We start from the raw sequence: 16,526 nt of genomic DNA on the forward strand, positions 1-16,526 counted from the left end.
GGCGTGCCGATACATGTGACAACGCCTACAGCAGTTATCTTTGAAATAGAAAATGTTACAGTGCCGCTTTAACCGATTCGCTTGCCAGCTTGCGCCAGGCAAGCAAGCGATTATTGGCTGGCATTTCAAAGTTTTCCTGTAATCTTAGACCATTTTGTTCAGCCGAGTACTGCAAATCACGAATATCGCGAATTCCGCTGTTGAAGTCACGGTTTTTCAGCCAACTATCAAATTGCGCATTGCTTTCGCTGGTGTAGCGGCCGTCTGTGTTGAACGGGCCATAGGTGCAGAATAAACCATTTGCAGGCAGTAGACTGCCTACTCGTATAAATAGTTTGCAAACCTGAGGCCAATGGATGATATGCAGGGTATTGGCAGTAAATACAGTGTCAGCCTGAATAGCAATCCAGTTTTGATCGTTATCGATATCCAGCGCAATAGGTCTGGCCAGATTTTCCGACGGGCGATGCAGGCAGTGGCTTAACAACATAGGTAATTTGTCTGGCAGCTCGGAAGGCTGCCAGACCAGATGAGAGAGGGCGGAAGCGAAGTAAACCGCATGCTGACCGGTACCGCTGCCAATTTCCAATACGGATTTACTAGAGGCCAGTAATGTATGCAGTTTTTCCAGAATTGGCCACTTGTTACGCTCCGCCGCTTCAGAATATGCGGCTTGCATCGTTTGAAACAATCATTTTTGCGATGGTACCAGTTTCAGAATCTTGCCGTCATCTTCATCGGTCAACAGATAAATAGCGCCATCAGGACCTTGTTCCACGTCACGATAGCGTAGGGTATTTTTTAGCAACTGGTCTTCGCCCAGTACTTTGTTTTTGCTGACCGACAATCGTATCAGATGCTGGCCGGCAAGCGTGCCGATAAACAGACTGTTGCGCCATCCGGGGAACATGTTGCCTGTATAGAACAGCATGCCGGAAGGCGCAACCGATGGTGTCCAGAAATAAATAGGCTCTTCAAAGCCCTGTTCAGCATGTTCGTCTTTGATCGGTATCATTGAGTAATGCATGCCATAGCTGGCGTTTGGCCAGCCATAATTTTTCCCAGGCTTGGGAATGTTGATTTCGTCACCGCCTCGCGGACCATGTTCATGGATCCATAATTCACCAGTTTCGGGATGTATTGCCGCGCCCTGTACGCTGCGGTGACCATACGACCAGATTTCGGGTTTTGCCTTACTGTCTTTTACAAACGGATTGTCTTCCGGTACAGAGCCGTCTGGCCGTATGCGAATAATGGTACCGATATGATTATCGATATGCTGCGCTTCTTCCATATGATTGCCACGATCGCCAAGCGTGATAAACAGGTTACCGTCTGGCGCAAATACCAGACGCGAACCGAAATGCTGACCACCGTGGGTTTTGGGGTCCTGACGGAATATGACTTTCAGGTTTTTCAAGCTGTTGCCGTCCAGTTCCGCACGTGCTACAGCGGTGCTGGCAATAGTGCCGTCGGATGTGCTGACGGGCTCGGCATAGGACAGATAAATCAACTGATTGGCAGCAAAATCAGGATCAAGTGCAACGTCGAGCAGACCGCCCTGTTTCTCGTGATAGACCCTGGGTACATTGTCTACAGGTTCGGATATGCGGCCGTCAGGCGTAACGATGCGCAGCCGGCCAATACGTTCTGTAACCAGCATTCTGCCATCGGGTAGGAAAGCCATTCCCCATGGGTGATTGAGTCCTCGCGCGAGCAGTTTGACATCAAATGCCGTTTGAATACGCTGAGCGTTTGCAATGGGCGTCAACAGCGAGCCACACAGCAGGATCAACACTAAACCAGCGAAAATTTTATAAAGATGAGTATTCATCGAAATTAGATAAGTCATCTTTTCTCCTCGGTTTTTGAAGTATTGACAGCAATGTATCATCGTTGCGTGACTGTCTCAATAGCTTAACTGCCCAATCCACTGAAGCTGGTCAGAATGGCGTAATACGTATCCTGATACCACCAAATATATTAATGGGCGCCCCTGGCTCAAAATAACGTCCAAAAGCCGCATTGATGCGGGTATTGGCATTATAACGTTCATCAAACAGATTGTTGATGCCTGCAAAAATACCACCTTCGAGCCAGCTGAAACGTTTTTCCCAGCCAAACAGTAGTTGTCCCAGGGTATAGGCATTGTTGGTGATCGAGTTGGAATCGTCGACGAAAAATGTTCCTACATGCTGTACATGGAACTGGCCGTAAAATCCAAACGGATGCGCATAGCGCAGCAGCCCTTCCCAGCGGTGCTCGGGTATCCCTGGAAACACATTATTCTTCAGATTGGCGTTGTCGATAGTATATTTCTCAAATCTGAAATCAGAGTAGGAATAACTGGCCTCGCCGCGCAGTCCGTGCCATTCAGGTGTTGCCATTCGTGTTTCCACACCCAGCCGGCTGGATTCACCTGCGTTGCGAAAAAAAGCGCGTCCCGGTGCCTCGGGTAACTCAAACGGGAGTATTTCATCCCATGAGTAAATATAGAACAATGCGGATTCGTACTGAAATTCCTTTATCAGGCCGCGTACACCCAGTTCCTGGCTGAGTGATGTCTGTGGTTTCAACCCTGTATTAAACCCACCGCGCCCGGTTGGGTTGTTGATGAGTTCTGTGGATGTTGGCGTCTCGAAGATTGTAGCAATGTTGGTATAAATCTGGTGCTGTTGATTCAGATGATATACCAGCCCTGCGGTGCCGCTGCCCTGGGAAAACGTCTTGTCACCGCTCTGGTCGCCATCCGACAGGTATGCATCCTTGGCTTGAAAATGCAGCCAGTCCCAGCGTCCGCCTATAACAAGATCAAGCTTATCATGCATGCGCCATTCATTGCGCAAAAAAGGTCCCACATTCTGTACGCGTTCAATCTGGTTCAGAGTCAATGCGCCACGTTTGCCATCGTTGTTATCGAACCGTTGACGGTCATCATTTTGAATACCGTAATCAAGACCAATAATCAGGCGGTTGGGACGGTCAAACAATCGGTGATCATGCCGGTATTGCACTGCGACACCACCGACCAGCCGGTCAAACCGAACCTGCCCGCCGTCAAAGAAAGGCAGACGATTCTGAAAATCACGGTGCAGCATATGCGCGGTCACTGACAGTTCCTGATTTGCAGTCGGTCTTTTACGAAAACGTATCCCCATTTGCTCCTGGTTTACTTCTTCACCAGCATTGAACTGTATGTTTCTGGATGACGCGCGACCTGGATCGTTACGCGCCTGCTCACGTGTCAGGCCGCCTGGGTCCTTGGACTCAGGCGAATAAAATTTTCGGAATATCAGCATCAGATCCGAATCGTTACCAACTTTGAAATTCATCCTGGCTTGAGAGAAATAGTTCTGCACATTGCTGTGATCGCGCCAGCCGTTCTGTTGGAGGTGGGAACCGAACAGGGTGTAATCAAACTGATCGTAACTTCCCCCGGCAAACAGTTCGGATTTAAACAGACCGTACTGACCGAATACCTGACGTGGTGAAGCCATAAACCGTTCCTGCGGTGCTTTACGTGTCGATATGCTGATCAAACCGCCGGAAGCATTGCCATACAGCGACGCCATCGGACCGCGTACAATTTCCATGCGGTCAATCAATGACGGGTCGATTGAATCAAGCTGTGTCTGACCGTCGGGCAGTGTTTGCGGAATGCCGTCAACATACATCTGAATGCCGCGCACACCAAATGCTGAACGTGCGCCAAAACCGCGGATCGAAATGCGTAAATCCTGGGCAAAATTATTTTGATTCTGAAAAAAAACACCGGGTGTGCTGCGTGCAAATTCATCAATTGTTACGCCAGGCTGAAATTGTTGTTGTGGATAGCGGTCAAACTGTGAAATCGCGTGAGGAATTTCCTGGTTTGAACGTTCGCTGCGCGTGGCCGTCACATTGACGGGTTCAAGCATGATTGTCTGTTGTTTTTTCTGCACCTGTGCAAAAACCGGTAACGCCGTCAACACTAAAGCAATAAATATAAATGCTTTTGCGGATGCGTGGCTATTCCATTTCATAATCAGTCGTCAACATTTCGAGCAGATGCCCGTTTTCGTCTTTGAAATAGACGCCTCTGCCACCATAATTGTGATTAATGCGCATGTTGTCAGGCTCGAAGGGCCCGCTGCCGTAGACAATTTTCTCATCCAGGATACGCTCGAAGATCTGATCGAATTCATCTTCGGATACCTTGAAAGCATAATGATGTGGCTCGAATGTGTCACGATTGGCAAAATCAAGGCATAACGTGTCGTTCACGCGAACAACCTGGAACGAAGCAAAAGCGCCGATACATTCAAACCCGAAGATGCGCGCATAAAATTGTGCGCTATTGTCTTTGTCGTGCGCAGGGATGATTGTGTGATTCAATGTAATGGGCATAACACTATCTCCTTTCTGTGTTGACTACTTTCTGTGTTGTCTATATGGCCGTATAGTAAATATGAATCATTCACCACTATGTAACACTCCTGTCATATTCGCTTGGTAAAGTTCCTACACCGAGGTTTACAGCATACATAAAATTGGAGAAAAGAATGCTAAGGTCAAACAATAAACATTGCAATTTAACAATACTGTCGGCGGTTATGCTAGGCGCGTTTTCAACAAGCAGTTTCGCTGCAGCGACATTTGACCCGGCAACGGGTATTGTCGATATGCCCGTCGTAGAGGTCCTAAATGGGGCATCGTCCGAGTTTTACAGTGCACAGTTGCAACTCAGCGGTGATGGACTGCAGCTAGTTGCCGCACAGTCAATACCGGCGGTCAAAGGTCAACAGCGCGTGGTATTTGATTCTGCAACTACCGCCGTACACGTACCTTCCGTTGTCGTCGGCGCAAATGATTTCTACGCTAAACTCAAACTTGTTCCGGGTTCAAACCCGTTACGTTTTACAGTGGATCAACTGGTCAGCAACAGTTTTCAAGGTTGCCCGAGCTTCTCAACTCCCGGCCCTGTTGAAGGATCGTGCGTTTTGAGCGGTGAATACAATCAGAATATAACATTGACGAAAAATATACAGTGGATTGTATCGAGCGGCGTTTTTATCGGCGGTGATAACGTAAACAGTGCAACACTGACAATCAATCCGGGAACACAGATATTTGGTCAGCAGGGTGCGGATTATCTGTGGATCAGACGCGGCTCAAAAATTATGGCTGAGGGTACACCGGACAATCCGATTGTTATGAGTGGGCCGCTGCAGCAAACCGCCGGTGAATGGGGCGGTCTGGTAATTTCGGGCAATGCGCCGGTAAATGGCTGTAATGAGGGTGTTAGCCCGTGTGAAATACCCTTTGAAGCAATTACATCCGAATTCTTTGGTGGTAACAATCCAGCGGACAACAGTGGTGTAATCAAATATACACAGATTCTGTTTGCCGGTTTTGCCGTGCGGCCTAATGAAGAGCTGAACGGTTTGACACTTAACGGCGTGGGATCCGGTACTGTCATCGATTTCGTGCAGGTACATGAAGGTCTTGATGATGGCGTTGAAATGTTCGGCGGCACAGTTGGATTGAAGCATCTGGTTTTGACCAACATCGGTGATGACAGCCTGGACTGGGGTAGTGGGTGGACTGGAAAAGCACAATTTGTACTGATCAAACAGGCAGACGATGACGGTGACCGTGGTATAGAAGCGGATAACAATGAAGTCAACAACGATATCGAGCCTCGTGCCAAACCAGTTTTGTCCAACATGACCATAATCGGCGCACCAGTTGCAACGCAGGGTGTACTGTTACGTCGCGGGACCGGTGCAAATATCTGGAATTCAGTCATCAGTGGTTTTCCGGATTGCGTTTCAATCGATGGCGAAGCGACATTCATCAACGCAGGTGCACCGGGTAACCTGACGGGCGAATTGACGATGGTTAATTCCTTTGTGAATTGCGGTAACAATTTCCTGGACGGAAACGGCGCTACATTTGCTGTGTCCGACTGGTTTACATCACAGGCCGGCAACAGTCAGGAAGATGCATTGCTGAATGGTTATTTACCAGCTGTTGGTTCTCCGCTGACACTGAGCGGCGCGCCGGTGAACGATGCATTTTTTGATACGGTTGACTATGTCGGCGCATTCGAAGATGCGGATGACGACTGGACCGAGGAATGGACCTTTAATTTCTAAGGACAATACGGCACAAAACGTCTTAAAACAGCAAGCCCCGTTTTTTATAACAACGGGGCTTGTTTTTGCTTTGAATAATTAAAACCTGGTCGTTCAATAATATTGAATCTGTAGTGAATGCGTAGATCTGTTCGGCGCGATTGCAACTACCTGCCAGTATACTTTCCCTGCCTGTTGTCAGAACAACTTTTTTGTTGAAGTGACGTTTTATCGGTATCCAGCAGTGCAAGTCGCGGAATACAAGCTGACAAGCATGATGTATACTAGAGCATCTTGATGAATAGCCACAGTTCTGAGTAATGCCCGTACCTCATTTATCCGCCGCGCTGCGCGGGCCTGTTCTGGATCTGGAAAACCGGATTAACAATGCCAGACCATCGATAGAACACTGGCTGCGTGGCAAGTGGCGCGAATGCAGCATCCCTTTTTACTGTTCGGTTGATTTGCGTAACAGTGGTTTTAAACTTGCACCTGTTGATACCAATCTGTTTCCAGGCGGTTTCAACAATCTGAACCCGGAGTTTTTCCCGTTGTGCGTGCAGGCCGTGATGACAGCCGTAGAGAAAATCTGTCCCGATGCGCACAGTATTCTGCTGATTCCCGAGAATCATACCCGTAACACTTTTTATTTGCAGAATGTCGCGTCGATACAGACGATCATGCAACATGCCGGGTTGAACGTTCGCATCGGCTCATTAATTCCCGAAATCAAGTCCGCGACGGTATTCAATCTGCCCGACGGACAGTCAATCACGCTCGAGCCGGTGGTTCGGAAAAACAATCATTTGTGTGTTGACGGATTTGATCCCTGTGCGGTTTTGCTGAACAACGATCTTTCAAACGGTATTCCCGAGATACTTCAGGATCTGAATCAGACCATTATTCCGCCATTGCGTGCAGGCTGGGCGACACGACGAAAATCAGAACATTTTAAGGCATATAACACAGTTGCCGATGAATTTGCCGAGTTGATCGGAATCGATCCATGGCTGATCAATCCCTACTTTACCTCATGTGGAAAAATTGATTTCAGGGAAAAACAGGGTGAGGACTGTGTGGCCAAATCATCCGACAAAATTCTTGCCGTAATACGTGAGAAATACAGGGAGTACGGTGTCAAGGAAGATCCGTTTGTCATCGTCAAGGCCGATTCAGGCACCTACGGCATGGGTATCATGACGGTCAAGGACGGTGAAGAAGTGTATCAGCTGAACCGCAAACAGCGCAATAAAATGGCTGTTGTGAAAGAAGGAGTGCTGGTTACCAATGTGCTGGTACAGGAAGGAGTTTACACGTTTGAAAACATTAACCAGGCAGTTGCCGAACCGGTGATTTACATGATCGACCATTATGTCGTAGGCGGTTTTTACCGCGTGCATACCGGTCGAGGCATGGATGAAAACCTGAATGCACCTGGCATGCATTTTGTGCCGATTTCGTTTGAGCCGGACTGTCTGTTACCCAGCGGCACCCAGCAACAGGGTTTGATGCCGCAGCGATATTATGTCTATGGAGTCGTCGCACGGCTGGCCATGCTGGCTGCTGCACTTGAACTGCGCCCGACGGCCGGTTGATTCGGCACGATATATTATTCCGGCATTGACATGAAACTGGCCTTTATTCTGGATCCGCTTGAAACCCTTAAAATTTACAAAGACTCGACTTACGCCATGATGCGCGAAGCTGCATCGCGCAATCACGAGATCTATGCGATTCAGCAGGAAGATCTGATATGGAAAGACAATACTGTTGTCTGCTACGCACGCAGTCTGGCGCTGACTGAGTCAACCGGTTCCGGTGTAGACTGGTACCGGAGCGGTGACAGGCACATGCTGCCCCTGCTGGGGTTTGACGCCGTGTTGATGCGCAAGGATCCGCCGTTTAACATGGAATATCTTTATAGCACCTATCTGCTGGAACTGGCGGAAAGGCAGGGGGCGCGGGTGATCAACAGCCCGCGGAGCATTCGCGATTTCAATGAAAAACTTGCCATCGCCCGGTTCCAGCAGTTTATGCCGCCGACACTGGTCACGCGCCAGGAGTCGCTGATCATGGAATTTCTGCATCAACATCGCGACATCATTCTAAAGCCGCTTGACAGCATGGGCGGATCGGGTATTTTTCGAATCCATGACGCGGACCATAACGTCAATGTCATTCTTGAGACCATGACCCATTATGGTACACGCACCATCATGGCGCAGCGCTTCATACCGGAGATCGCCAAAGGCGACAAACGTATTTTACTGATTGCCGGTAAACCTGTGCCCTACGCACTGGCGCGCATTCCCAAACCGGGAGAAACCCGCGGCAACCTCAATACCGGCGGTACCGGCGTTGCGCAACCGTTATCGGATTACGACAAAAAAATTGCGGAAACCCTCGGTCCGGAACTGGTCGAACAGGGTTTGCTGCTCGTCGGCCTTGATGTCATCGGCGACTGTCTCACAGAAATCAATGTGACCAGTCCGACCGGCATTCAGGAAATTTATAAACAGACAGGTTTTAACGCTGCGGGGATGATGATCAATGCGGTTGAAGACAATTAAACATTTCCTTAGTTTTTATTTGTGAGCCCCCATTGCCAGCGCACGCTGTTTTGACTGCTCAAGCATTTCCTGAGACGGCGCCGGTTCCAGCCAGCCCTGCAGATTGGATCTGGTGATTTCGGACAGGGCGTCGATCCAGTCAGCACGTTCGTTCAGGCAGGGAATGTAATGATATTCCTTGCCGCCGGCTTCGGTGAAGGTTTTCTTGCCTTCGATAGCAATTTCTTCCAGTGTTTCCAGACAATCTGAGACAAAACCGGGGCATGTAATGTCGACACGGCGGGTCTGGGCCTTGCCAAGCTGTTCCAGTGTTTCGGCGGTATAAGGCTGCAGCCACTGCGCACGTCCGAAGCGCGACTGGAAACAGACCTGATACTGCTCTTCGCCAAGATTCAGCGCTTCTGCAAGCAGGCGGCCCGTTTTCTGGCAAAAGCAGTGATATGGATCGCCTTTGTCCAGGTTTCTGCGTGGAACACCATGAAAGCTGATGATCAGTTTGTCGGGCTGGCCATGCTGTTCCCAGTAATCGCGTATGTTTTGAGCCAGCGCTGCGATATAGCCCGAGTGATCGTGATATTGCTTGACGGTGCGAATGGCCGGCATATTACGAACCGACCCAAGCGCAGCAAAAACGGCATCCATGGCAGCGGCGGTGCTGCTTGCCGCATATTGTGGAAACAGCGGAATAATCAGAATCCGGTCGCAACCGGCCTCGGCCATTTTATTGACAACACTGGCGACGGATGGGTTGCCGATATTCATGGCGTATTCAACCATTGGTGCCGGGTTGGCCGAATTCTGCAGCGCTTCGGCCAGCAACGCTGTCTGGCGTTCGGTATGCACTTTCAGCGGAGACCCTTCGGATGTCCAGATCAAAGCGTATTTTTCCGCCGATTGTTTGGGCCTGAACGGCAGAATGAATCCGTATAATATCGGCCACCAGATCAGCCGCGGCACTTCGATAACACGCGGATTGCTCAGGAACTCCCGAAGATAGGGTCGCAGCGCCTCTTTGGTCGGGGCGTCCGGTGTGCCCAGGTTGATCAGGAGCACGCCTGTTTTGCTCGGTGTGCCATGCTGGAATTCGGGTTCATTGCTCATGGTTCAAGGCCTTTAGTGCAAATGAGTCGGGAAGTTGCATAGTGTTATTGTTTTGACAGACTGCTGGACAACAGTTTCGCAGTCACATCGACAATCGGAATAATGCGCTCGTATGCCATACGCCTGGGACCGATTACACCGACAGTGCCGACAACCGAGCCTTCCGTTTCGTATGGCGCCGTGATAACGCTGAATTCGTCAAACGCGGCAACGTCGGACTCGCCGCCAATAAAAATTTTAACGCCGTGTGCATTACGGCTGAGCTCAAGCAGCTGCAGCAGTTTTGTTTTACGCTCAAATAATTCAAACAGTTTTTTGAGGCTGGTCAGACTCTCTGATGCATCCAGCGTGTCGAGCAGCCTGCGTTCGCCGGCGAGTACGACGACTTCGCTGCTTTCTTTGACCGCGTCGCCGCCGGCCTCTATCGCCGCGTTCATCAATTTGGTCATGTCCTGTCTGAGCTGTTTCAATTCGGTCTGCACTCTGCTGCGGATTTCATCGAGTGTGCAGCCGGCATAATGTTGATTGATAAAATTGCCGGCTTCAATCAGGTCGGTCTGACTGTAGGGTGTGTCGGTGAAAATGATGCGGTTTTGTACATCGCCGTCGGGCGTTACGATAATCAGCAGAATTCTTTTTTCCGATAATGCCATAAATTCGATATAACGGAAAACAGCGCCGGTGCGCTTTGGCGTCACAACGACACCAGCAAAATGCGTCAATTCAGACAACAGCTGCGAAGCCGCATTGACCAGACGAGTCGGGTTGTCAGGGTGCAAATGGTTCTCAAGTTGATGCAGCTCCTCTTCGCGTAGTGATTTGATCACCAGCAGATGGTCGATAAACAGCCGGTAGCCTTTGGGGGTCGGAATCCGGCCGGCGGACGTATGAGGACTCATGACCAGCCCCATTTCCTCCAGATCAGCCATGACGTTGCGTATAGTCGCCGGACTCAAATCAAGGCCCGAAAATTTGGATAACGAACGTGACCCCACCGGCTGGCCTTCGTGGATATATCGCTCTACCAGTGTTTTTAGCAGTATTTGGGCTCTTTCATTAAGCATATGCTGATTTTACAACAATCTGAGTAATATAAATTGTTCTGTCTGTTTTTGATATCGACGGGTTAGTATAAATTCTTTCATATAATGCTACACTTCCCAATAAGGAATATATGGGCGTAGCGTATTATTTTCATCCTTTTTCAGAAGTATTTCGAATCCGGTATTTGACCAATCATCTTAGCCGGATCATTCGGGGTTACCGCTGTGGCATACTATTTTACAGTTGTTTGCCATACAGTCGGTATGCTAATTTTAACGAATTAACCGGCTTTGTAGAGTACACGCATGACAGTTTGTATACAGACATGAGGCCGGCACAAAAATTGCAGGTTAATTAATATTCAGTAATGAGTTTTCCATTTAAATCGATAGCGTTGATAGGTAAGCATAAGAATCCGGAGATAGCGGCGCCTATTCTCGATCTTGCTGAATATTTGACCAGGCTGGAATTTGAGGTCTTTGTTGATCATTTAACCGCGTCTTATCTGCCGAATGATACGTACAAAGCGCTGACGCTCGAAGAAATCGGCCGTCAGGCCGATCTTGCCGTGGTCATGGGAGGTGATGGAACCATGTTGAATATCGCCCGCATGCTGGCTTCCTATGATGTGCCGCTGATCGGGATCAACCAGGGGCGTCTGGGTTTTTTGACGGACCTGTCGACCGACACCATGCTGGAAACGCTTAACGAGATGCTGCAGGGACATTATTCGGCGGAGCGCCGCATGTTGTTGTATGCAGAGGTAATACGCAACGACAGCAGTGTATTCAGCGCGCTGGCGTTCAATGACGTGGTGCTTTACCGGGGTATGAGCAGCGGTATGGTTGAGTTTCAGATTAGCATCAATAATGAATACGTCAACACGATGCGTTCGGATGGACTGATTATAGCGACACCGACGGGCTCGACGGCTTATGCGCTGTCGTCGGGCGGTCCCATTCTTCATCCAAGCCTGGATCTAATTGCGCTGGTGCCGGTTTGTCCGCATACGCTGAGTAATCGCCCGATCGTGGTCGGGCCCGATGCGAGTGTCGAAGTGCATATGCTCAGTTCGCTTGATGCGCGCGTACACTGCGACAGTCATTCCTGCTACGATCTGGAGCAATCCGACCGCATTATCATCAGACGTTTTCCCAAGACGGTTCGCCTGTTGCACTCCGTCAATCATAGTTATTACCGCATGTTGCGCGAGAAGCTGGGCTGGAGTGAACTGCATTAATCCATAACCTTGACCATGCTCAGACTGCTCAGCATCAGCAATTTTGTCATTGTCGACCGGATGGAACTGGAGTTTTCCGCCGGTTTTACGGTGTTGACCGGTGAAACCGGGGCCGGCAAGTCTATCATGATCGACGCGCTGTCACTGACCCTGGGCGAACGCGGCGATAGCAGCCTGATTCGCCAGGGATGCGAACGTGCAGAGATCAGTGCGCTGTTTGATACTGAAGCGTTACCGGAATTTTGTGAGTGGCTGGATCAGAATGATTTGCAGGGCGATCCGGGTAGCTGCATCCTGCGGCGCGTACTGGACGCCAACGGCCGTTCACGCGCACTGATCAACGGTCATACAGTGACGTTGCAGCAATTGCGTACTGCCGGAGACTATCTGGTGGCCATCCACAGCCAGCACGCGCACCAGGCCTTAATGCAGAAATCGGCCCAGCGCGAATTGCTGGATGCGTTCGCTGGTTGCTTTGAACTTGCGCAAGCCGTTAAAACTGCGTTTCAAAACTGGCAGGATATCCAACAGGAACGGGTCGGCTGCGAACAGCGGTTGGCCGAGTCGCTTGAAAAACGCGAACAGCTCGAATGGCAAAAGCGTGAACTCTCGGAACTCAACCTGACTGCCAATGAGTGGGAAACTTTGCAGACGGACCACAGCCGGCTTTGCAACCTGGCCGGTTTACTGGAGGCGACCCAGAGCGGGATCGAATTATTGTCGGAAAATGATACGGCCGCAGTTTCACAAATCGGCGCGGTGAAAAACCGGTTGCAGAATCTGCTCGAATACGACAGCCAGTTGCAGACTGTAATTGACCTGCTGGATTCAGCCCAGATACAGATACAGGAAAGTATTTACGAACTCAGGCATTACCGGCAGCAACTTGATATCGATCCGCAATATCTGCAGGAAGTCGAACAACGCGTAACAGTTATCCACGGCATGGCCAGAAAATACCGTGTCGCGCCCGAAGCATTGCCAGCTTTGCTTGATGATGTAGCTGCTCAGCTCGAATCACTGGACAGTGGCGGAAATCTTGCCCAATTGACTGAACAGGAGCAGGCTGCACTGGCAACCTATCGCGAACTTGCAGAAAGGCTCAGTGAAAAACGGCGCAAAGCCGGAAAGACTATGGCTAAGGCTGTGACCGAAGCCATGCAGACAATTGCCATGGCCGGCGGCAAATTTTCAGTTGCGTTTGAACCGCTGGAGCAGGCGAGTGCGAGCGGTCTGGAGCAGGTCGAGTTTCAGGTTGCCGCGCACAAAGGACTGGCGCTCAAGCCCCTCGCCAGGGTGGCTTCGGGTGGAGAGTTGTCCCGCATCAGCCTGGCGATACAGGTTATCGCCAGCCAGACCGGTTCGGTGCCGACGCTTGTTTTCGATGAAGTGGATGTCGGTATCGGCGGACGCGTCGCCGAAATAGTCGGCCGGCTGCTCAAACAGCTCGGCCGTTCACGGCAGGTGATGTGCATTACTCATCTGCCGCAAGTGGCCGCCGCAGGCGATCACCACTTGCAGGTGACCAAAACAGAGGAAACCGGCGGTCAACAGATACAAAGTCGCATAACAATGCTCGACAACGATCAACGCGTGGACGAAATCGCACGCATGCTGGGCGGCGTGAAAATGACCGAAGCCACGCGTAAACATGCGGCGGAAATGCTGCAAAACAGTGCGGCAGAATGAAATATGTTTCCTGAAAGAATCGTCCGATTCAACTTGAGATCAACAGATATGCAATATCCAACGAAAGGCACCCATGGGTGTATCTGTTTTGGTGCAATACGCTCTGTTTATTTAAACCCTACCCGTAATTGGGTGATAAATTTCCTTGGTTTGTAGGGTGCAATAACCAGCGGGCATTGCACCATTGGACATATATTTTGGCGCAATGCGCCTCGCTCATTGACACCTTATGGAATCGTGTGGTGTGTCAGGAGGAAAATCATGTCAAATTATCGACGTCTATGGTATCCGGGTGGAGCATATTTTTTTACGGTAAATCTGTTGAAACGGCAAGGAAATGATTTGTTGACGCGACATATTGGTCTGTTGCGGGCATCGGTCGCGACGGTACGAAAGGCGCACCCGTTTGTCATTCACGGTTGGGTGGTGTTACCGGATCACCTGCATTGCGTGATTGAATTGCCGTCAAATGACATGAATTTTTCGACACGCTGGCGGTTAATCAAAATGGGATTTTCCAAAGGGCTGCCGCAAGAAGAAATACGTAACGCTTCACGTACACGCCGTGGTGAGCGGGGTATTTGGCAACGACGGTATTGGGAGCATTTGATTCGGAATCAGCGTGATTTCAATGCCCACATGGATTATGTGCACATCAATCCGGTCAAGCATGGTTTGGTCAAATATGTAGCCGATTGGCCGCATTCGACATTTCATAAATTGGTGGAAAATGGCGTGTATCCACCTAACTGGGCAGGTGGTGATGAGGATGCAGTAAATTGTAACGAGTAAAGAACTGGTCTCATCATCTGGTGTATTGTGCTTCACTTAATGGCACCTTACCGGTTGCGGGTTTGAAAATAGGTCGTACGCATTGCAACAACCGGTTATTTTATGGTGCAATGCGTTTCACTTATTGCACCCTACAAAGCTAAATGAAAGTTACGTATTTACAAAAAATCCATTGCCATGGTTTTCCGTAAACACACAATATTTCCCGAAGAATTTCCTGAAGCCTGGGCGTCCGACTGGGGCGAGGATGAGTACGGGCTGTGGATGGCGTTTACGTATAAAGACGTGCGCCAGGTGTTTCGGTGGTGCGAACCGGGAACGTTTTTGATGGGCTCCCCCAATGATGAGCCGGAAAGAGATGATGATGAATTACAACATGAAGTCACATTAACCAAAGGTTTCTGGATTGCCGATACGCCGGTGACGCAGGCTTTGTGGACGGCAGTCATGGGCGAAGATGATCAAAACCCAAGTCCTCATTTTCCAGGCGATGACCGTCCTGTAGAGAATGTCAGCTGGGACGATGCGCAGGCATTTATCGATACAATGAACGGGTTGAAAGCGGAGTTGAAGCTTTGTCTGCCAACCGAAGCGCAATGGGAATATGCCTGCCGTGCCGGAACAACAACGCCATTTAGTTGGGGTGATCAGATCGATTCATCGTTGGTTAATTTTAAAGCTAATCGTCCTTACTTCAATGGTCGTAACAGCGAGTACCGAAAACATACCATTAATGTGAAAGCTTTGCCGTGTAACAACTGGGGTTTGTACCAGATGCATGGTAATGTTTTTGAGTGGTGTCAGGATTGGTATGGCGAATATCCGTTAACGCCGGTGACTGATCCACGAGGGCCTCAATCTTGGGTCGGGCGCGTGTTGCGCGGCGGTTCGTGGTTCCTCAGCGGCAGGTTCTGTCGTTCTGCCTCCCGCCACCGCTTTGCTCCGTCTATCCGCCGCGTCAATTACGGCTTTCGTCTTTCCCGATAATCGTAGGGTGCAATAACCAACGGGCATTGCACCGTTGGGCGTGACTTTATGGTGCAATGCGCTTCGCTTATTGGCACCCTACAAAGCACCTACAAAACCTTTTTTATTCAATATTCTGCACCTGCTCGCGCATCTGTTCGATCAGGACTTTCAGTTCCATGGCGATTCGGGAGATTTCGATGTCGACCGATTTGGAACCGATGGTATTGGCCTCGCGGTTGAGTTCCTGCATCAGAAAATCGAGCCGCTTGCCGACGGTTCCCCCGGTGTTCAGAATGCGTTCGACTTCATCCAGGTGGGTACGCAGCCGGGACAGTTCTTCGTCGATATCGATTTTGGCGGCAAAAATGGTGATTTCCTGACGTATGCGGTCGTCTTCGCGATTATCGAGTGCCTCCTGCAGGCGTGTGGCCAGTTTTTCTTCAAAGGCTGCGATCAGGTCGGGGATGCGCGGCAAAATTGCCGCCAGGTGTTGCCGCATGGTTGTGGCACGCTCAAGCAGTACCGTTTGCAGTTTTTCGCCTTCGCGCATGCGGGTCGCCTGTAGTTCTGGCAGTACTGATTCCAGTAAAGCCAGCGTGTTTTGATGTAATTCATCGATGGACAGCACACTGCTGCCTAGCATGCCCGGCCAGTTCAGTATTTGAGCAACGGACAAGCCGGCTGCTTCGGGTAGCGCGGTTTTGACCGTGTGATTCAGTTCCAGCAGTTTGTGCATTAGCGCCGAGTTCAGTTGCTGCGGGTTTTCAATGTCCGAATGCGGTGTGAAATTCAGTCGGCATTCGATTTTTCCGCGTTTCAGATGCTGCGCGATCTGTTCGCGGATTTTGGGTTCGAGTGCGCGGAAGTCGTCCGGCAGACGTAACTGAATATCCAGAAACCGGTTGTTGACGGCACGTAATTCCAGCGTCAGCGTGCCGTTAGGGGTCGTCTGCGTCCGGGTGGCGTAGCCCGTCATGCTGCTGATCATCATTGATGCATGCTCCA

The 16,526-nt window shown here is 50.1% G+C and carries 14 protein-coding genes; 7 read left to right on the forward strand and 7 right to left on the reverse strand.

The window, feature by feature from the left end; all coding sequences use genetic code 11:
• Positions 1-55: 55 nt before the first annotated feature.
• From BMY62_RS02295 to BMY62_RS02310, 4 genes are all read right to left on the reverse strand, one after another.
• Positions 56-691 carry a DUF938 domain-containing protein gene (locus tag BMY62_RS02295; RefSeq protein WP_256207394.1) on the reverse strand — a complete coding sequence of 212 codons (636 nt, stop codon included), beginning with the start codon at positions 689-691 and terminating at the stop codon, positions 56-58.
• Positions 692-1,852, reverse strand: coding sequence for a PQQ-dependent sugar dehydrogenase (locus BMY62_RS02300; protein ID WP_256207395.1), 1,161 nt, complete (start codon positions 1,850-1,852; stop codon positions 692-694). It lies immediately after the preceding gene.
• A 91-nt stretch (positions 1,853-1,943) separates the two neighbouring features.
• Positions 1,944-4,022, reverse strand: a complete 2,079-nt coding sequence (locus BMY62_RS02305; RefSeq protein WP_090655999.1) for a TonB-dependent receptor family protein — start codon at positions 4,020-4,022, stop codon at positions 1,944-1,946.
• Positions 4,009-4,386, reverse strand: coding sequence for a VOC family protein (locus BMY62_RS02310; RefSeq protein ID WP_090656002.1), 378 nt, complete (start codon positions 4,384-4,386; stop codon positions 4,009-4,011). The genes BMY62_RS02305 and BMY62_RS02310 overlap by 14 nt, the downstream gene beginning before the upstream one ends.
• A gap of 155 nt (positions 4,387-4,541) precedes the next feature.
• On the opposite strand from BMY62_RS02310, the gene BMY62_RS02315 reads away from it, so the two are divergent.
• The 3 genes from BMY62_RS02315 (at position 4,542) to gshB (ending at position 8,686) form a co-directional block, all read left to right on the forward strand.
• Positions 4,542-6,137, forward strand: a complete 1,596-nt coding sequence (locus BMY62_RS02315; protein WP_090656005.1) for a hypothetical protein — start codon at positions 4,542-4,544, stop codon at positions 6,135-6,137.
• Between the two features lie 299 nt (positions 6,138-6,436).
• Entirely contained in the window at positions 6,437-7,711 is a 1,275-nt protein-coding gene (gene gshA, locus BMY62_RS02320) for a glutamate--cysteine ligase (RefSeq protein ID WP_090656009.1), read from the forward strand.
• A 30-nt stretch (positions 7,712-7,741) separates the two neighbouring features.
• On the forward strand, positions 7,742-8,686 hold the full coding sequence (gene gshB / locus BMY62_RS02325) for a glutathione synthase (protein WP_090656012.1): 945 nt from the start codon (positions 7,742-7,744) through the stop codon (positions 8,684-8,686).
• Between the two features lie 15 nt (positions 8,687-8,701).
• On the opposite strand, the gene hemH is transcribed toward gshB, so the two are convergent.
• Positions 8,702-9,787, reverse strand: coding sequence for a ferrochelatase (gene hemH / locus BMY62_RS02330; protein ID WP_090656015.1), 1,086 nt, complete (start codon positions 9,785-9,787; stop codon positions 8,702-8,704).
• A 44-nt stretch (positions 9,788-9,831) separates the two neighbouring features.
• Positions 9,832-10,851 (reverse strand): heat-inducible transcriptional repressor HrcA, encoded by a 1,020-nt coding sequence (gene hrcA / locus BMY62_RS02335; RefSeq protein WP_090656018.1) that lies wholly within the window; start codon positions 10,849-10,851, stop codon positions 9,832-9,834.
• Between the two features lie 347 nt (positions 10,852-11,198).
• Between hrcA and BMY62_RS02340 the strand changes: the two genes are divergently transcribed.
• The 4 genes from BMY62_RS02340 (at position 11,199) to BMY62_RS02355 (ending at position 15,539) form a co-directional block, all read left to right on the forward strand.
• A complete protein-coding gene (locus BMY62_RS02340; protein WP_090656022.1) occupies positions 11,199-12,071 on the forward strand; it encodes an NAD kinase in 873 nt (290 codons plus the stop codon).
• Between the two features lie 15 nt (positions 12,072-12,086).
• Positions 12,087-13,760 (forward strand): DNA repair protein RecN, encoded by a 1,674-nt coding sequence (recN, locus tag BMY62_RS02345; RefSeq protein ID WP_090656025.1) that lies wholly within the window; start codon positions 12,087-12,089, stop codon positions 13,758-13,760.
• Positions 13,761-14,021: 261 nt separating this feature from the next.
• A complete protein-coding gene (locus BMY62_RS02350) occupies positions 14,022-14,552 on the forward strand; it encodes an REP-associated tyrosine transposase (RefSeq protein ID WP_090656028.1) in 531 nt (176 codons plus the stop codon).
• Between the two features lie 177 nt (positions 14,553-14,729).
• The gene (locus BMY62_RS02355) at positions 14,730-15,539 is read left to right on the forward strand and encodes a formylglycine-generating enzyme family protein (protein WP_090656031.1); all 810 of its coding nucleotides are present in this window, start codon (positions 14,730-14,732) and stop codon (positions 15,537-15,539) included.
• A gap of 103 nt (positions 15,540-15,642) precedes the next feature.
• Here the strand turns inward: BMY62_RS02355 and BMY62_RS02360 are convergent, their stop codons facing one another.
• Positions 15,643-16,512, reverse strand: a complete 870-nt coding sequence (locus BMY62_RS02360; protein ID WP_371264062.1) for a YicC/YloC family endoribonuclease — start codon at positions 16,510-16,512, stop codon at positions 15,643-15,645.
• Positions 16,513-16,526: the final 14 nt, after the last annotated feature.

This window comes from Nitrosomonas marina (assembly GCF_900111605.1).
Classification (GTDB): domain Bacteria; phylum Pseudomonadota; class Gammaproteobacteria; order Burkholderiales; family Nitrosomonadaceae; genus Nitrosomonas; species Nitrosomonas marina_A.

Bases quoted from the DNA above. Each gene is read 5' to 3' on its own strand.
- BMY62_RS02300 (WP_256207395.1), bottom strand. From the start codon at position 1,852: ATGACTTATCTAATTTCGATGAATACTCATCTTTATAAAATTTTCGCT.
- BMY62_RS02305 (WP_090655999.1), bottom strand. From the start codon at position 4,022: ATGAAATGGAATAGCCACGCATCCGCAAAAGCATTTATATTTATTGCT.
- BMY62_RS02310 (WP_090656002.1), bottom strand. From the start codon at position 4,386: ATGCCCATTACATTGAATCACACAATCATCCCTGCGCACGACAAAGAC.
- BMY62_RS02315 (WP_090656005.1), top strand. From the start codon at position 4,542: ATGCTAAGGTCAAACAATAAACATTGCAATTTAACAATACTGTCGGCG.
- gshA (WP_090656009.1), top strand. From the start codon at position 6,437: ATGCCCGTACCTCATTTATCCGCCGCGCTGCGCGGGCCTGTTCTGGAT.
- gshB (WP_090656012.1), top strand. From the start codon at position 7,742: ATGAAACTGGCCTTTATTCTGGATCCGCTTGAAACCCTTAAAATTTAC.
- hemH (WP_090656015.1), bottom strand. From the start codon at position 9,787: ATGAGCAATGAACCCGAATTCCAGCATGGCACACCGAGCAAAACAGGC.
- hrcA (WP_090656018.1), bottom strand. From the start codon at position 10,851: ATGCTTAATGAAAGAGCCCAAATACTGCTAAAAACACTGGTAGAGCGA.
- BMY62_RS02340 (WP_090656022.1), top strand. From the start codon at position 11,199: ATGAGTTTTCCATTTAAATCGATAGCGTTGATAGGTAAGCATAAGAAT.
- recN (WP_090656025.1), top strand. From the start codon at position 12,087: ATGCTCAGACTGCTCAGCATCAGCAATTTTGTCATTGTCGACCGGATG.
- BMY62_RS02350 (WP_090656028.1), top strand. From the start codon at position 14,022: ATGTCAAATTATCGACGTCTATGGTATCCGGGTGGAGCATATTTTTTT.
- BMY62_RS02355 (WP_090656031.1), top strand. From the start codon at position 14,730: ATGGTTTTCCGTAAACACACAATATTTCCCGAAGAATTTCCTGAAGCC.
- BMY62_RS02360 (WP_371264062.1), bottom strand. From the start codon at position 16,512: ATGATGATCAGCAGCATGACGGGCTACGCCACCCGGACGCAGACGACC.